This window comes from Marinomonas sp. 63XJN7_9_ISO-PGPR-S23-217, from assembly GCF_056173515.1.
This window is the reverse complement of record NZ_CM149678.1, coordinates 2,763,018-2,775,590: the sequence shown is the minus strand read 5'-3', so window position 1 is coordinate 2,775,590 and position 12,573 is coordinate 2,763,018. Positions and strand designations below refer to the sequence as shown.

Below are 12,573 nucleotides of genomic sequence, written 5' to 3'. Positions count from 1 at the left end.
GCTTTTACTAGGCTAGAACGTTTCGTGACTAATGTTTTTTACTGTGTGTTTTCTTTTTGTTGTTTTTGGTTTTTTTGCCTGTTTGTTTGTTGTTCGCGTGTTTGGATGCTGAGGGAGTTGGGCGCTTTTCTGGTTCAGTACGCAGTACGAGAAAGAGATCTGTTACAACTTCAGGAATTTGTTCAATACAGGAGCGAGTGAGTTTTTCGCTCTGTCTGATCTGTATCACTTCTTCATCGTCAAATAAGTCAGAGGCCACCATAATAGGGAGCAAAAGTTCAGCCACGACTTCTTCTTTTTCGGTTTCAAACCAGAAGGTTTCTGTCATGAACACGCCTTCCATAAAACCGGTGGCCCATTCTTGAAGCTCGCTGAGTTCTTCTGGGCTTGGTCCCATCTCTAACTCGCATGGAATGAGAAATTCGTCTTCTGACTCAAGCTCTTTTTGAATGTCGACAAACAAACGAGACATCAGTTGAGTGATTTGCTTTTCTTCTTTTGGGCTTTCAAAGTTTGGGGTTTCCTCAAAAATAACAGGAAGCCATTGCTCTTCGGTAAACTGAGCGGGGCAAATAGCCAGTGCGGTTAAAAAGCCATGGGCCATAACGAAATTCTGACATTCTTCATGAACTCGATCGGATTCTAAAAAGGTTTCTATTGTATCTAACTCAAGATCATCAAGAGGTTGGTGTGCCATATGAGGTTTCCTAAAACTTTAAAAGTGATTTCAGCGGATTAAGTGGCGAATTCTAGCGAAAAAGCGTCTAAAAATCGATGCACAATGACCTTACTTAAGAGATAATTCTCTTATGATAACCAAACACACTATATTGTCCCGTTTCGGCTACCAAGCCTACCGCCCCTTACAAGAGGAAGCCATTGACGCCCTCTGTTCGGGGAGTGATGTTTTGTTGATGGCGCCTACTGGCGGTGGTAAGTCCTTAGTCTATCAATCTGCTGGGTTAATACGTGAGGGTATTGGCATTATCATCAGCCCACTACTAGCATTAATGGCGCAACAGGTGGATGTGCTCAGAAAAGCGGGGGTCAATGCTTATTTTTTCAATTCTGCTTTGAATATCGAAGAACAAGAAGATTTGGTGTGGGCTCTGCGGCATGATCAGGTTGATTTGCTTTTTATGTCGCCTGAGAAAATAGTGCAACCAACGGTAATTGGCTTTTTAAAAGATATTCAAATTTCCCTTTTTGCTATTGACGAAGCCCATTGTATCGCTCAATGGGGTGAGGCTTTTCGGCCGGAATATAGCCAATTGGGGGCTCTACGCGCCACTTTCCCCAAGGTTCCTATCATTGCGTTAACCGGTACGGTTGATCTAAGAACGATTCAGACCATTGAAAATTCCCTGCAAATCAGCGGGTGTTTACGTTTAAAAAACAGTTTTGATCGGACGAATATTGAGATTCAAATTGCTCAAAAGCGTAAAGCTAAGCAGCAAATATTGTATTTTTTGCACCATGAAATGGCGGGTGAAAAGGGTATTATTTATTGCCGTTCACGAAAAAAAACCCAAGAGCTAGCGAGCTGGCTCGAACGCCTTGGGCTAACTAGCTTGCCTTACCACGCAGCCATGCATGAGCTAGATAAGCAAAAGCATCATCAACGTTTTCTGAATGAGCCTGGTGTCATTATGGTAGCAACAACAGCTTATGGTATGGGCATTGATGTGCCTGATATTCGGTTTGTTATTCATTTTGATTTACCGAGCAGTCCGGAAGCCTACTTTCAAGAAGTTGGTCGCGCTGGTAGAGATGGTAAGCCTGCAAAATCCTTATTATTGTATGGGCTTCAAGATATGCTGCAGGCGCAACAATTTAGTGATGGTGAAAGTCATGATCGATTGTGTGCGCTTTTTAAAGTACTTGAAAGTCGAGGGTGTCGCCGCAAACATCTTCTCGCGCATTTTGGAGAAGAAATTGAGCCTTGCGGACACTGTGATCGATGTTTGTCACCGTCTTCTGAGCAAAATGCGACCATAGCGGCACAGAAAATGCTTTCTCTTATTTATTATACAAAAGGGGTGCAGCCTTTTTCTGTCTTGATTGATGTCCTGCTTGGAAAACGCAACAAAGGTGTTATAAGCGTTCAAGGTGAAACTCTGTCTTTATTTGGAAAAGGCAGGGAATTTACCGATATTCAGTGGAAGGCGGTGATTCGGCACTTAATTGGATTTAGTTATATAAAAATAGACCATTCCACTACTTTTTGTGTGCACTTGAATCAAAAGGCCAAGCGAGTTTTGAAGGGAGAAGAGCAGATACTTTTGCCCCATGAGCGTTATTATCCAATATTAGATGAGAATGCGCTTCATAAAGAGCTGATAGATTGGCATAAACTAAAAACTTGGAAAAGTAGAGTGCAGAATAATCCTTTGTCAGATCGTCAGTTGCGACTAGTGCAAAAGCATAAGCCAAGCAATATTGCATCATTGAGTCGTTTAACAGGGCTATCCGTTGAAGCAATTTCTTCTTATGCAGAGCAATTGTTGACCATCTTGAATGACGTAAGAACCAACGAGGAATAGGGCCGCCTATGTATGCCAAAAGCCAACTTTCTTTCGATATGGAGAATGAATCCTATGAGACTGATGCGCCAAAACAGATCCTAGCGACTATACAGCGTAAAGTAGTAGACTGCATAAACAGAGCGAATCAATTCTTCGGCACTGAGTTTGAGTTACCAAATGCGAATCTACGTCAAAAGGGACGAGCTGCAGGTACTGCTCATTTGCACAAAAATGAAGTGCGTTTTAATTCGTATATGTACCAGCAAAATCCTCAGGACTTTTTGGAGACGGTTGTGCCCCATGAGGTTGCTCATATTATTGTGTTTCAGATATACGGAAATGATGTGCGACCACATGGCAAAGAGTGGCAGGCGGTAATGCACAAAGTGTATGGACTTCCACCACAACGTACCCATAGCTTTGATGTTCCACCACCAAAACAAAGTTATTACTACCAATGCCATTGTCAAACGCACACGTTCACCAAACAGCGTCATACTAGAGCGCAAAAAGGCACAGAGTATATTTGCAAGCTGTGTGGGACTAAGCTGCATTTTGTGGATGATTTGTCAAAGCGTCACTAATGTGCAAGCTTTTTATCAAGTTGCTGCTTTTTTAATGCGACAAAATAATGATTATAGTAAGATAGCGGCATTTAGTTTATAGCGTGTACATAATGGATTTATCTAACAACCCGAAAGAAAAACTTGAGTTTAATAAGCTGCAAAAGCGTTTAAGACGCTTAACAGGTCAGGCCATTGTCGACTTCAACATGATTGAAGACGGTGATAAAGTGATGGTGTGTCTATCTGGTGGTAAAGACTCTTTTACTATGCTGGATATCTTACGAAATTTACAAGCCAGCGCCCCTATTCATTTCAGCATCATCGCTGTGAATTTAGATCAAAAGCAGCCAGGTTTTCCCGAGCATGTGTTGCCAGCCTATCTTGACGAAATTGGAGTCGATTACCATATTTTAGAGAGAGACACTTATAGCATCGTCAAAGAAATCGTTCCAGAAGGTAAGACTACTTGTGGATTATGCTCTCGCTTACGTCGTGGCTCACTTTACGGATTTGCAGAAGAGATTGGCGCGACTAAAATTGCTTTAGGTCATCATCGAGATGACATACTTGAGACGCTCTTTTTAAATATGTTTTTCGGTGGTAAGTTAAAGTCTATGCCGCCTAAGCTGTTAAGTGATGATGGAAAGCATATGGTTATTCGACCATTGGCTTATTGCAAGGAAAAAGACATTCAAGCATTTGCCGATATGAAGGCTTATCCCATTATTCCTTGTAATTTATGTGGTTCACAAGAGAATCTACAAAGGCAAGTCGTAAAAGATATGCTTCAGCAGTGGGAAAAAGATTATCCAGGCAGAACCGATTCTATGTTTACTGCCATGCAGAATGTGGTGCCTTCCCATCTTGCTGATAATGAGCTGTTTGATTTTAAAGGCTTAAAACAATCAGAAGATGCATTTAATAAATTGAATATTATTTCACTATAGGAAAGTTCTAATGAAACTAAGCAACAAAGCGCTATTGTTGACCGCAGGGCTACTAAGCTCTTCCATGGTATTGGCTTCTAACGTAAGTGTGAACTTAAGAAACGATTTGTTGAAAGCGGATGCCAGTATTGATGCAGGCCCTTTTTCAATTGATGCGGGGGGGACGCATGATGCGGATAAAGATACCTCTTCTGCTTATGCAGGCTTGAGTATTCAAGATACAGATGCAACGGGGCCGTTGCAGGTTGGACTAGGGGCGCGTCTATATGCTCTCGATTCTAATTTAAAAGATGAAAATAATGATCTTGCATTAGCGGTAGCGTTAGGTGGTTGGTATCGTTATACCTTCCCAATGGCGAATCGTTTAAGCATATACGCTTCCGGTTATTATTCTCCTGAGGTTCTAACGATTTCTCGACTGGATCATATGTATACCTATAACGCGCGCCTTGAGTATATGACAACACACAATACTCGTGCTTTTATTAGTTACGGAGCGACTGAAGCCATTTACAAAAACGGTCAGCGCCAAAAAAGTAATGATGGCATTTCTGTTGGTGCCAATGTGGTCTTTTAAAAATGCATAAAAAAAGGTGGCATTCGCCACCTCAGACTGCTGATAAAGTCCTCGCCATTCGGCGGGGATTTTTTATAATAACGGCATGCTTAAAGAACGCCCTCAAACCCAGTCTACTTTAGAGTTTGTTTCCATCGACGAGCTCGTCCCCAGTGATCACTTGCTTCGCAAGATTGATCGAATTATTGATTTTTCCTTTCTACATGATCTTGTGAAGGATTTTTATTGCGCGGATAACGGTCGTCCCGCTCTCGATCCTACTCTCATGTTTAAGTTGCTATTTATTGGCTACCTTTTTGGTATTCGTAGTGAACGTCAGTTGATTAGAGAGGTTCAAGTTAATGTCGCTTATCGTTGGTTCTTAGGTTTAGGCCTGACTGACAAAATTCCCGATGCTTCCACTTTGAGTGCAAACCGCACACGTCGTTTTAAGGAATCCGATATCTATCAAAAGATCTTTGATGAGATCGTACTCCAGGCTATAAAACACAAGTTAGTTGGCGGAAACACCTTTTATACGGACTCCACACACCTTAAAGCCAATGCGAACAAAAAGCATTTTGAAAAAGTAGTGGTTGAACAGTCCCGACAGGCGTATATGGATGAGCTCGATAAGGCCGTTGAGGAGGATCGACTCGTTCATGGAAAAAAGCCTTTACCACCTGAAAAAAACAAGGTGGAGAGTCGTGAAATCAAGCAGAGTACGACGGATCCAGAGAGTGGCTATATGGTACGAGATACTAAGCCCAAAGGGTTCTTCTACTTAGATCACCGAACGGTTGATGCACGTTGCAACATTATTACTGACGTACACGTCACCGCAGGCAATGTCCACGATGCTGTCCCTTATTTAGAGCGATTGGACCGAATCAAAGAACGCTTTAAGCTTTTCATCACATCGGTCGGAGTCGATGCGGGGTACTTTACCTCGGCAGTTTGTCATGGGTTAGAAGAACGACATATCTATGCCGTGATGGGCTATCGTCGTCCTAATCACAAGAAAGGCTTCTTCTATAAACGCGAATACAAGTACGACAGGGAACAAGATGTCTACTTCTGTCCGCAAGGTGAAAAACTCATTTACAAAACCACTTCTCGAGAAGGTTACCGTCACTACGACTCAGATAGCCTGATCTGCGCGAACTGCCCAGAAAAGCACCGCTGCACCACAAACAAAAAATCGGTCAAAACCATTACGCGTCATGTTTGGGAAGATAGCAAAGAACGCATCAATGCCCATCGGCTAACCCCATTAGGCAAAGTCATTTATGCCAGACGAAAGGAAACCGTGGAACGAAGTTTTGCCGACGCAAAAGAGCTGCATGGCTATCGATATGCACGATTTCGAGGAACAGATAAAGTAGCTTCTCAATGTCTATTAACGGCAGCCGCCCAAAATATGAAAAAGATAGCCTTAATGCTTAGCTAGAGGCTTTTATTTGTTCAAAAAAATGACGAAATCGATAGTCAGAGCCTTAATAAAAGGCCTCAAAGAGCTCTAAGTAACTAATGAGATATCTTGAGTCACTTAGGAAGGAATGTGAGCAAAAGACTCAGAAAAATAAAACCCCAGCAAAAAACTGGGGTTTATCAGTAACCTGAGGTGGCATTCGCCACCTTTTTTATTGATGCTTTAGACTGCCTCTAGTGAATAAAGGCAAATAGATGATTAATCACCTTCATACGCACACAGATTAAAAACGGGGATGTTTCTATCCTGTAATTTTTGGCTTCCACCTAGATCGGGCAGGTCAATAATAGCGGCCACTTCTTTAACCTCTGCACCTTGGCTCGTTAATAGCTCAATAGCTGCTAATAGGGTGCCACCTGTAGCAATAAGATCATCAAACAATAAAACATTATCGCCAGTTTTTACTGAGTTTTCCTGAATTTCCAACTCAGCGGAACCGTATTCTAAGTCGTACGCTTGTGAAATGGTTTTGCCAGGCAGTTTCCCTTTTTTACGGATCAAAATCAGCGGTTTTTGTAGTTCATATGCCAGTACGGCCGCGATCAAAAAGCCACGAGCATCAATACAAGCGATATGAGTAATATCGCTGGTAATATAGCGATGCACATAAGCATCAACGACCATACGCATGCCTTTTGGGTCGCTAAAAATAGGGGTGATATCTCGAAAGTTGATGCCTGGCTTTGGCCAGTCTTCAACAGAACGAATTAATGACTTAACGTAGAAATCATCATACAGCATAATCAAAGTGCGCCTAGTTTGTAGTTCAAAACTGAGCTATTTTACCACAGTCAGGCGCAACTCCCACGAGTTTTTGCATTTCTGGCAAGTCAATAATGGAAATTTCTTTACCATCTACTTGGATTAATTCGTTTTTTTGAAAGCGTGTGATCACACGACTAACTGTTTCTACTGCTAAGCCTAAATAGTTACCCACTTCACCACGGGACATGGAAAGTCGGAAGGACGTCGCTGAATAACCACGCTTTTTAAAGCGGTTCGATAGGTTAAGAAGGAATGAGGCTACTTTTTCGTCAGCATTCTTTTTGCCCAGAAGTACCATCATTTGCTGATCATCGCCAATTTTACGGCTCATTACTTTGAACATCTGGTGTTTGAGTGACGGGATTTGTGCGGAAAGATTCTCCAAATGACTGAATGGGATTTCGCATACGGTGGTTGTTTCTAGTGCTTTAGCAGAAATAGGGTAGGTATTATCATCGATACCGCTTAGACCAACCAGTTCGCTAGGGCAATAGAAGCCTGTGATTTGTTCTTCGCCTGAAGAGGTAATATTAAAAGTCTTTAGTGTGCCGGTTCTCACGGCAAAGACAGAACTAAAAGGTTGGCCTTGATGGAATAACACCTCCCCCTTCTTTAGAGGGCGTTTTCGCTCAATGATTTGATCTAATCGATTAATATCTTCGTCTGCCAGAGCGATAGGTAGGCATAGCGCACTTAAGCTACAATTTTGACACTGAGAAGATAACTTACTGCTAAAACGTGATTGTGTGTGTGTTGCGGGCATTTCACTCTCCCTAGATTATATTACTTTTGAATACTTGACTACGCTGTTCAAATGTTTGTCAAAAACCATGCATACGCAGCGAATAAGTAATCGTCCCCGATCTGTTACTTTTATAATAGTATCTTCTTGCTGGCTCAGAATTTCAATGATGCCATCCAATTCTAGCTGCTTTAATTTAGCAAGCTCTACTGCGAAGTACTCTTTAAAGCGTATAGTAAACTCTTGTTCTATGGCTTGAAAGCTTAATCTAAATTGACTGATAAGCGTCATAATGACTCGATGTCTAATTCTGTCATCATTATCGCTGATATAGCCTTTCATAATAGGGAGTTGACCGTTTTCAATGCTATTTTGGTAAAGAGACAAGTCAGTATGGTTTTGGATATACACGCCGCTTAAGTTGCTGATCGCGGATACGCCAAAGGCAATCAAATCTGTATCTGCATGGGTGGTGTACCCCTGAAAATTACGTTGCAATTTGCCTTCGTTTTGAGCAATCGTCAACGTATCATCAGGCTTAGCAAAATGGTCCATGCCAATATAGACGTAGCCATTTTCTATTAATGTATCAATGGTCATTTTGAGTATATGCAGCTTCATTTCTGCAGAAGGTAGGTTCTCCTCTGGAATCCGTTTTTGCGCTGGGAACCGCTCAGGTAAGTGAGCGTAGTTAAAGACGGAAATACGTTCTGGTTGTAATCTCAAAACGATATTCAGCGTCTCTTTAAAACCGTCTAGAGTTTGAAACGGTAAGCCATAAATTAAATCGAAGTTAATAGAACGTATACCGAGTTCGCGGCAGTCATTGACGAGCTTTTCAACTATTTCAACAGGTTGTATGCGGTGAATGGCTTTTTGGACCGATATATCGAAATCCTGAACGCCTATGCTGACGCGATTTATGCCCATGGTTGTCAGAAGTGTCAGTTTTGACTTGCTAATCTCTCGAGGGTCAATCTCAACGCTATAGTCCTGACTGCCATTGGTAATCAAAGAAAAATGTCTATTGATTACATCAAATAACTGCTGCCATTGTGACTCAGACAAAAAGGTTGGTGTGCCACCTCCGAAGTGCAGTTGTGTCACCGGACGATCAGCGTCAATCATTAAGCTGCGTAGGCGTATTTCCTCTCCTAATAACTCCACATACTCCTCGCCCTTGTCGTATTGTTTTGTCACAATTTTGTTGCAGGCGCAGTAGTAACAAAGATGAGCGCAAAATGGGATGTGGAAGTAGAGGCTGATTGGGGCGTCTGAAGGCCTTAACATTCTATCGATGAGAGCAATTTTGCTGATGGAGGCATCGAACAACGGAGCTGTCGGATAGGAAGTATACCGAGGGCCTGATAAGTTGTATTTTTGAATGAGTAATGGATCCCAGATCATGATGTTTTCCTATTAAATTTTCTAATGGCAGTTTACTCTTATGGGGATTCTGTTCGTATGACTTGGATCAAGGTTTTAAGGTCAAAATAAAAATCTTGCTAAGTTCAAGAGAGAAACTTTTTATTCAAGTTAAAAAACTCGTTTTTAGTGTTGAGATGAAGCCATGCAAATATTGCCTATCTATCTTGCTCATGGAGCGGGCGTCGGTCACAAAAATAGTGACTTTCTACAACGCATTAGCCAGCAGTTAGGAGAAAAAGGTTGCCCTGTCATACCCGTGACTTTTGCCTATATGCAGGAACAAGAGGCCACTGGAAAAAAGCGTCCGCCGCCACGTTTCGATACATTAATACCAGAATTTGCTGACTACCTAAGTGCCTCGGACCCTCTCATTGTTGCGGGTAAATCGATGGGAGGGCGAGTTGCAACGCAGCTGACAAGTGATAATAGAGTGAAGGGGGTTATTTGCTTTGGTTTTCCTTTTCATCCTCCCGGTAAACCGGAGAAGCATCGTTTGGCGTTTTTGGAAGCTGTTGATGTCCCTTGCTTGATTATTCAAGGGACGAGGGATGTGTTCGGTAAGTCTTCTTGGGTCCTGGAGCAAAAACTCAACAAGAATATTGACATCATGTGGGTTGAAGGAGCCGATCATGATTTTAAGACGCTAAAAAAGCAGGCCATAACACAAGACGAGGTGGTTTCAAAGGTGGCTAGCATGGTTAATAGTTGGTTGTCAGAAAAGTTTGTCTAGCCAACCTGGAGGTTTATAATAGGGGGAATCAGTCGGAGGATCAGATTATGGAACACCATTCATTGTTAGACGCTAGCGGATTAATGTGCCCAGAGCCAGTCATGATGCTACATGTGGAGATGAAAAAAATAGAGCCCCTTGAGGTGCTAAAAGTGGTTGCAACAGATCCATCTACGACCAGGGATATACCTAAATTTTGTCGGTTTTTAGGGCATACTTTGGTTAAGCAAGAGCAAGAAGGGGACGTTTACTATTATTGGATTCAAAGACGAGAAGGATAAAAATGAGAGGGTTCAAAGTCATTCTTTGAACCCTCTCATTTTTATAGGCAAAACACGCTTGATGAGTAATCTTTTTCTAGGCTACTCTAAGTTTTTTACTATTATATTTTTCACCTAATAAAGCAATTTTGTATATGTTTTTAAAGCTAGAGAAGGCTACATCAATGTCTAAGCGTAGCTGGCGAGCGATATCACTTGCAGAAACGAGGCCTCGAATGGTTTTTGTTTCTTCATCAATAACGAGTAAATGTTGGCCTTCCGTTTCGCGTTGACTGTACAGTAAAGATTCAATATCAGAATTTTTTAGAGAGGCATAAGACAAGGCTAGTACTTTATCTTTTGGTTTCATTAAATCTGCAACAAGCAATTCTGAACGAGCATAACCATTTGCCACGTGCTTAATAAAAGCATCTTCTGACAGGTCTTCTAGACTGATTACGCCGACAAAGTTATTTTTCTCATCAACGACCACCTTCATGCGAACATGTTCTTTTCTCATCAGTCTGACCAACTCGTCAGCGCGAGTGTTGGATTCGATTACACGAGGAGCCGATGTTTTAAAATCTGTGAACACGCATAATGCGGGTGAGTATAGTGTTGTATTTTCAATAGTGACTGGCCAGGTTAAGGCATTGACTTCTTTTGTTGAAACGTAAGTTAGTGTTTTCATGATGTATTCTCCAAAGTTAAAAAGTTAGAAAGAGCGAAGCTATATCAAGAAAACTGGCGGTGCTCTAGGGTAAGTTTTAGTCGCTAGAAAATAGCCAACTGGTTCAAGATAATCACTTGAAGCAGTATGATTTTTAGCCAAAGCCAAGAACTGAACAGAGGTGCTATCTTGTTCCCCTTTTATTGCTTTGTCTTGATCTAGAGCAGCCTCTTCGCAGTAAATTTTCTCTATATTAGGCTGAAGCCAACGTTGCTTATGAATCTCTTTTGCTGTAGCGCAATCTGATAGCGTCAGCAAAGACGAAACGATCAGAAAAAAGGTGATAAACAGTCGCGAGTTCATAAATGCCTTAATCTATGATTTATATTAATAAATATATGCCTCTCTCAGAAAAAAACCCAGTTTTTTTTCAATATGCCTCATATTTTTCAATTTTAAGTTCTTTGTAAATAGACTGTGATGAAAGCGCCTGATTGTAGACTAAATACATTATCATTATGTAAAAACGATAAGTGATCATGTAGGGAGGCGTCAAGCAATCGACTCGCATAATATACCTAGTCGTTTATAAGACACATTGTTTATATTGCTCATTATTTTTATTATTCAAATCTGTTTTTTTGTTATAAGAAAAACGCGACCGAAATTGTTCGGCCGCCTTTTGATTTTCGTATCGTTCGAAGCTCTCAGGTTGGCTTATCCACAAAGAAAAGTCGATAAGCCTTGCTTTGTTCTCACTTGGCGGCAGGCAGCATTATGATGGCTTCCCCAGATACAACAACTTTGCCATCACACTCACAGGTTGTTTTTAGTGTTACACGGCGGCGACGTTCATTAATTTCTGCCACCGTAATAGTTGTTGTGACTTCTTGTCCAATATAAACAGGTGCTCTGAACTTAAGGTTTTGCTCCAAATAGATGCATCCAGGTCCTGGTAGCTTTGTGCCAATCGCCGCAGAAATAAATCCAGCAGAAAGCATGCCGTGGGCAATCGGTTTGCCAAAACTTGTAGTGGCTGCGAAATCAGCATCTAAATGAACAGGATTGGTATCGCCTGTTATGTGGGAAAAACTTTGTACGTCTTCTTGAGTCACGGTTTTGGTGTAAGTGGCTGTTTGATCAATTGATAGCGCTTCTAAAGTATAGCCTGTTGTCATTGTGAATCCTTATGTTTGATTTTCCCGCTATGGTACACTTTCGGCGATTTATTCTTAAGGGGTATCTATGGTTAAGTTAGTGATTTTTGATTGGGATGGAACCTTATTTGATTCCATTGATAAGATCTGTGGTTGTATGTTGCAAGCCGCAGAGCACGCCATGGCACCTAAAAGAGAGTTTCATGACATACAAAATATCATCGGTTTATCTTTAGATGAGGGGATTAAGGTTGTTTGGCCTGAACTCCCAGTTGACACATTAGACAAGATAAAAATGCATTATAAACGTTTATATGTGCAAGCAGACCAAAGTCCCCCTTTAGCTTATGACGGGATGTTCGAGCTCCTCGAGCAGTTGAAGGGGCAGGGTGTTTTGTTGGCAGTGGCAACGGGAAAAACTCGTCGTGGGCTAGATCGTATTATGTCACTCACGGAAACGGGTCATTATTTTGCAACGACGCGCTGTGCAGATGAGGCTTTATCGAAACCTCATCCGATGATGCTGAAGCAAATCCTAGCAGAGCTTAATGTATTGCCAGAAGACGCGGTAATGGTTGGCGACACCGAATATGACCTTAATATGGCCAAGGCCGCCGGAGTAACCAGTATTGGCGTGTCTTATGGTGCCCATGACAAAAAGCGTTTAGCATCTTGTCAGCCACAAACGATTGTCGACAATTTATATCAATTAGCTTCCATTTTAGGGAAATAAAG

Annotated in this window: 15 protein-coding genes; 8 read left to right on the top strand and 7 right to left on the bottom strand. The window is 41.7% G+C overall.

Translation table 11 applies throughout. The features are described 5' to 3' along the window. Window positions 1–28: 28 nt before the first annotated feature. Complete coding sequence (locus tag AC0VYI_RS12960; protein WP_475443372.1) at window positions 29–697, bottom strand: YecA/YgfB family protein; 669 nt, start codon at window positions 695–697, stop codon at window positions 29–31. Between the two features lie 112 nt (window positions 698–809). On the opposite strand from AC0VYI_RS12960, the gene AC0VYI_RS12955 reads away from it, so the two are divergent. The 5 genes from AC0VYI_RS12955 (at window position 810) to AC0VYI_RS12935 (ending at window position 6,044) form a co-directional block, all read left to right on the top strand. Then, window positions 810–2,543 carry a RecQ family ATP-dependent DNA helicase gene (locus tag AC0VYI_RS12955; protein ID WP_475443370.1) on the top strand — a complete coding sequence of 578 codons (1,734 nt, stop codon included), beginning with the start codon at window positions 810–812 and terminating at the stop codon, window positions 2,541–2,543. A gap of 8 nt (window positions 2,544–2,551) precedes the next feature. Next, on the top strand, window positions 2,552–3,109 hold the full coding sequence (locus tag AC0VYI_RS12950; RefSeq protein WP_233407656.1) for a SprT family zinc-dependent metalloprotease: 558 nt from the start codon (window positions 2,552–2,554) through the stop codon (window positions 3,107–3,109). A gap of 92 nt (window positions 3,110–3,201) precedes the next feature. Continuing rightward, entirely contained in the window at window positions 3,202–4,038 is an 837-nt protein-coding gene (gene ttcA, locus AC0VYI_RS12945) for a tRNA 2-thiocytidine(32) synthetase TtcA (RefSeq protein ID WP_199475741.1), read from the top strand. Between the two features lie 10 nt (window positions 4,039–4,048). Then, window positions 4,049–4,615: a YfaZ family outer membrane protein gene (locus AC0VYI_RS12940; RefSeq protein WP_475443367.1), complete on the top strand. Its 567-nt coding sequence runs from the start codon at window positions 4,049–4,051 to the stop codon at window positions 4,613–4,615. A gap of 85 nt (window positions 4,616–4,700) precedes the next feature. Continuing rightward, window positions 4,701–6,044 carry an IS1182 family transposase gene (locus tag AC0VYI_RS12935; RefSeq protein ID WP_475443365.1) on the top strand — a complete coding sequence of 448 codons (1,344 nt, stop codon included), beginning with the start codon at window positions 4,701–4,703 and terminating at the stop codon, window positions 6,042–6,044. A 240-nt stretch (window positions 6,045–6,284) separates the two neighbouring features. On the opposite strand, the gene AC0VYI_RS12930 is transcribed toward AC0VYI_RS12935, so the two are convergent. The 3 genes from AC0VYI_RS12930 to hemN are packed head-to-tail and all read right to left on the bottom strand — an operon-like array spanning window position 6,285 to window position 9,000. Beyond that, a complete protein-coding gene (locus AC0VYI_RS12930) occupies window positions 6,285–6,827 on the bottom strand; it encodes an adenine phosphoribosyltransferase (RefSeq protein WP_199475739.1) in 543 nt (180 codons plus the stop codon). A gap of 25 nt (window positions 6,828–6,852) precedes the next feature. Continuing rightward, window positions 6,853–7,614: a fumarate/nitrate reduction transcriptional regulator Fnr gene (fnr, locus tag AC0VYI_RS12925; RefSeq protein WP_199475738.1), complete on the bottom strand. Its 762-nt coding sequence runs from the start codon at window positions 7,612–7,614 to the stop codon at window positions 6,853–6,855. A 15-nt stretch (window positions 7,615–7,629) separates the two neighbouring features. Continuing rightward, complete coding sequence (gene hemN, locus AC0VYI_RS12920) at window positions 7,630–9,000, bottom strand: oxygen-independent coproporphyrinogen III oxidase (protein ID WP_475443363.1); 1,371 nt, start codon at window positions 8,998–9,000, stop codon at window positions 7,630–7,632. Window positions 9,001–9,163: 163 nt separating this feature from the next. Between hemN and AC0VYI_RS12915 the strand changes: the two genes are divergently transcribed. Then, window positions 9,164–9,751 carry an alpha/beta family hydrolase gene (locus AC0VYI_RS12915; RefSeq protein WP_475443361.1) on the top strand — a complete coding sequence of 196 codons (588 nt, stop codon included), beginning with the start codon at window positions 9,164–9,166 and terminating at the stop codon, window positions 9,749–9,751. A gap of 47 nt (window positions 9,752–9,798) precedes the next feature. Beyond that, a complete protein-coding gene (gene tusA / locus AC0VYI_RS12910; protein WP_475443359.1) occupies window positions 9,799–10,032 on the top strand; it encodes a sulfurtransferase TusA in 234 nt (77 codons plus the stop codon). A gap of 76 nt (window positions 10,033–10,108) precedes the next feature. On the opposite strand, the gene AC0VYI_RS12905 is transcribed toward tusA, so the two are convergent. The 3 genes from AC0VYI_RS12905 to AC0VYI_RS12895 form a co-directional block, all read right to left on the bottom strand. Then, window positions 10,109–10,702 (bottom strand): CBS domain-containing protein, encoded by a 594-nt coding sequence (locus AC0VYI_RS12905; protein WP_199475734.1) that lies wholly within the window; start codon window positions 10,700–10,702, stop codon window positions 10,109–10,111. A gap of 39 nt (window positions 10,703–10,741) precedes the next feature. Continuing rightward, window positions 10,742–11,044, bottom strand: coding sequence for a hypothetical protein (locus AC0VYI_RS12900; RefSeq protein ID WP_475443357.1), 303 nt, complete (start codon window positions 11,042–11,044; stop codon window positions 10,742–10,744). 392 nt (window positions 11,045–11,436) lie between these two features. Beyond that, window positions 11,437–11,859, bottom strand: a complete 423-nt coding sequence (locus AC0VYI_RS12895; protein ID WP_475443355.1) for a MaoC family dehydratase — start codon at window positions 11,857–11,859, stop codon at window positions 11,437–11,439. A 67-nt stretch (window positions 11,860–11,926) separates the two neighbouring features. Between AC0VYI_RS12895 and AC0VYI_RS12890 the strand changes: the two genes are divergently transcribed. Then, a complete protein-coding gene (locus tag AC0VYI_RS12890) occupies window positions 11,927–12,571 on the top strand; it encodes an HAD-IA family hydrolase (protein ID WP_475443353.1) in 645 nt (214 codons plus the stop codon). The last annotated feature ends 2 nt before the right edge of the window (window positions 12,572–12,573 follow it).

What these genes read in the sequence shown, in the direction of transcription:
- AC0VYI_RS12960 (WP_475443372.1), bottom strand. Translation starts at nt 697, where the DNA reads ATGGCACACCAACCTCTTGATGATCTTGAGTTAGATACAATAGAAACC.
- AC0VYI_RS12955 (WP_475443370.1), top strand. Translation starts at nt 810, where the DNA reads ATGATAACCAAACACACTATATTGTCCCGTTTCGGCTACCAAGCCTAC.
- AC0VYI_RS12950 (WP_233407656.1), top strand. Translation starts at nt 2,552, where the DNA reads ATGTATGCCAAAAGCCAACTTTCTTTCGATATGGAGAATGAATCCTAT.
- ttcA (WP_199475741.1), top strand. Translation starts at nt 3,202, where the DNA reads ATGGATTTATCTAACAACCCGAAAGAAAAACTTGAGTTTAATAAGCTG.
- AC0VYI_RS12940 (WP_475443367.1), top strand. Translation starts at nt 4,049, where the DNA reads ATGAAACTAAGCAACAAAGCGCTATTGTTGACCGCAGGGCTACTAAGC.
- AC0VYI_RS12935 (WP_475443365.1), top strand. Translation starts at nt 4,701, where the DNA reads ATGCTTAAAGAACGCCCTCAAACCCAGTCTACTTTAGAGTTTGTTTCC.
- AC0VYI_RS12930 (WP_199475739.1), bottom strand. Translation starts at nt 6,827, where the DNA reads ATGCTGTATGATGATTTCTACGTTAAGTCATTAATTCGTTCTGTTGAA.
- fnr (WP_199475738.1), bottom strand. Translation starts at nt 7,614, where the DNA reads ATGCCCGCAACACACACACAATCACGTTTTAGCAGTAAGTTATCTTCT.
- hemN (WP_475443363.1), bottom strand. Translation starts at nt 9,000, where the DNA reads ATGATCTGGGATCCATTACTCATTCAAAAATACAACTTATCAGGCCCT.
- AC0VYI_RS12915 (WP_475443361.1), top strand. Translation starts at nt 9,164, where the DNA reads ATGCAAATATTGCCTATCTATCTTGCTCATGGAGCGGGCGTCGGTCAC.
- tusA (WP_475443359.1), top strand. Translation starts at nt 9,799, where the DNA reads ATGGAACACCATTCATTGTTAGACGCTAGCGGATTAATGTGCCCAGAG.
- AC0VYI_RS12905 (WP_199475734.1), bottom strand. Translation starts at nt 10,702, where the DNA reads ATGAAAACACTAACTTACGTTTCAACAAAAGAAGTCAATGCCTTAACC.
- AC0VYI_RS12900 (WP_475443357.1), bottom strand. Translation starts at nt 11,044, where the DNA reads ATGAACTCGCGACTGTTTATCACCTTTTTTCTGATCGTTTCGTCTTTG.
- AC0VYI_RS12895 (WP_475443355.1), bottom strand. Translation starts at nt 11,859, where the DNA reads ATGACAACAGGCTATACTTTAGAAGCGCTATCAATTGATCAAACAGCC.
- AC0VYI_RS12890 (WP_475443353.1), top strand. Translation starts at nt 11,927, where the DNA reads ATGGTTAAGTTAGTGATTTTTGATTGGGATGGAACCTTATTTGATTCC.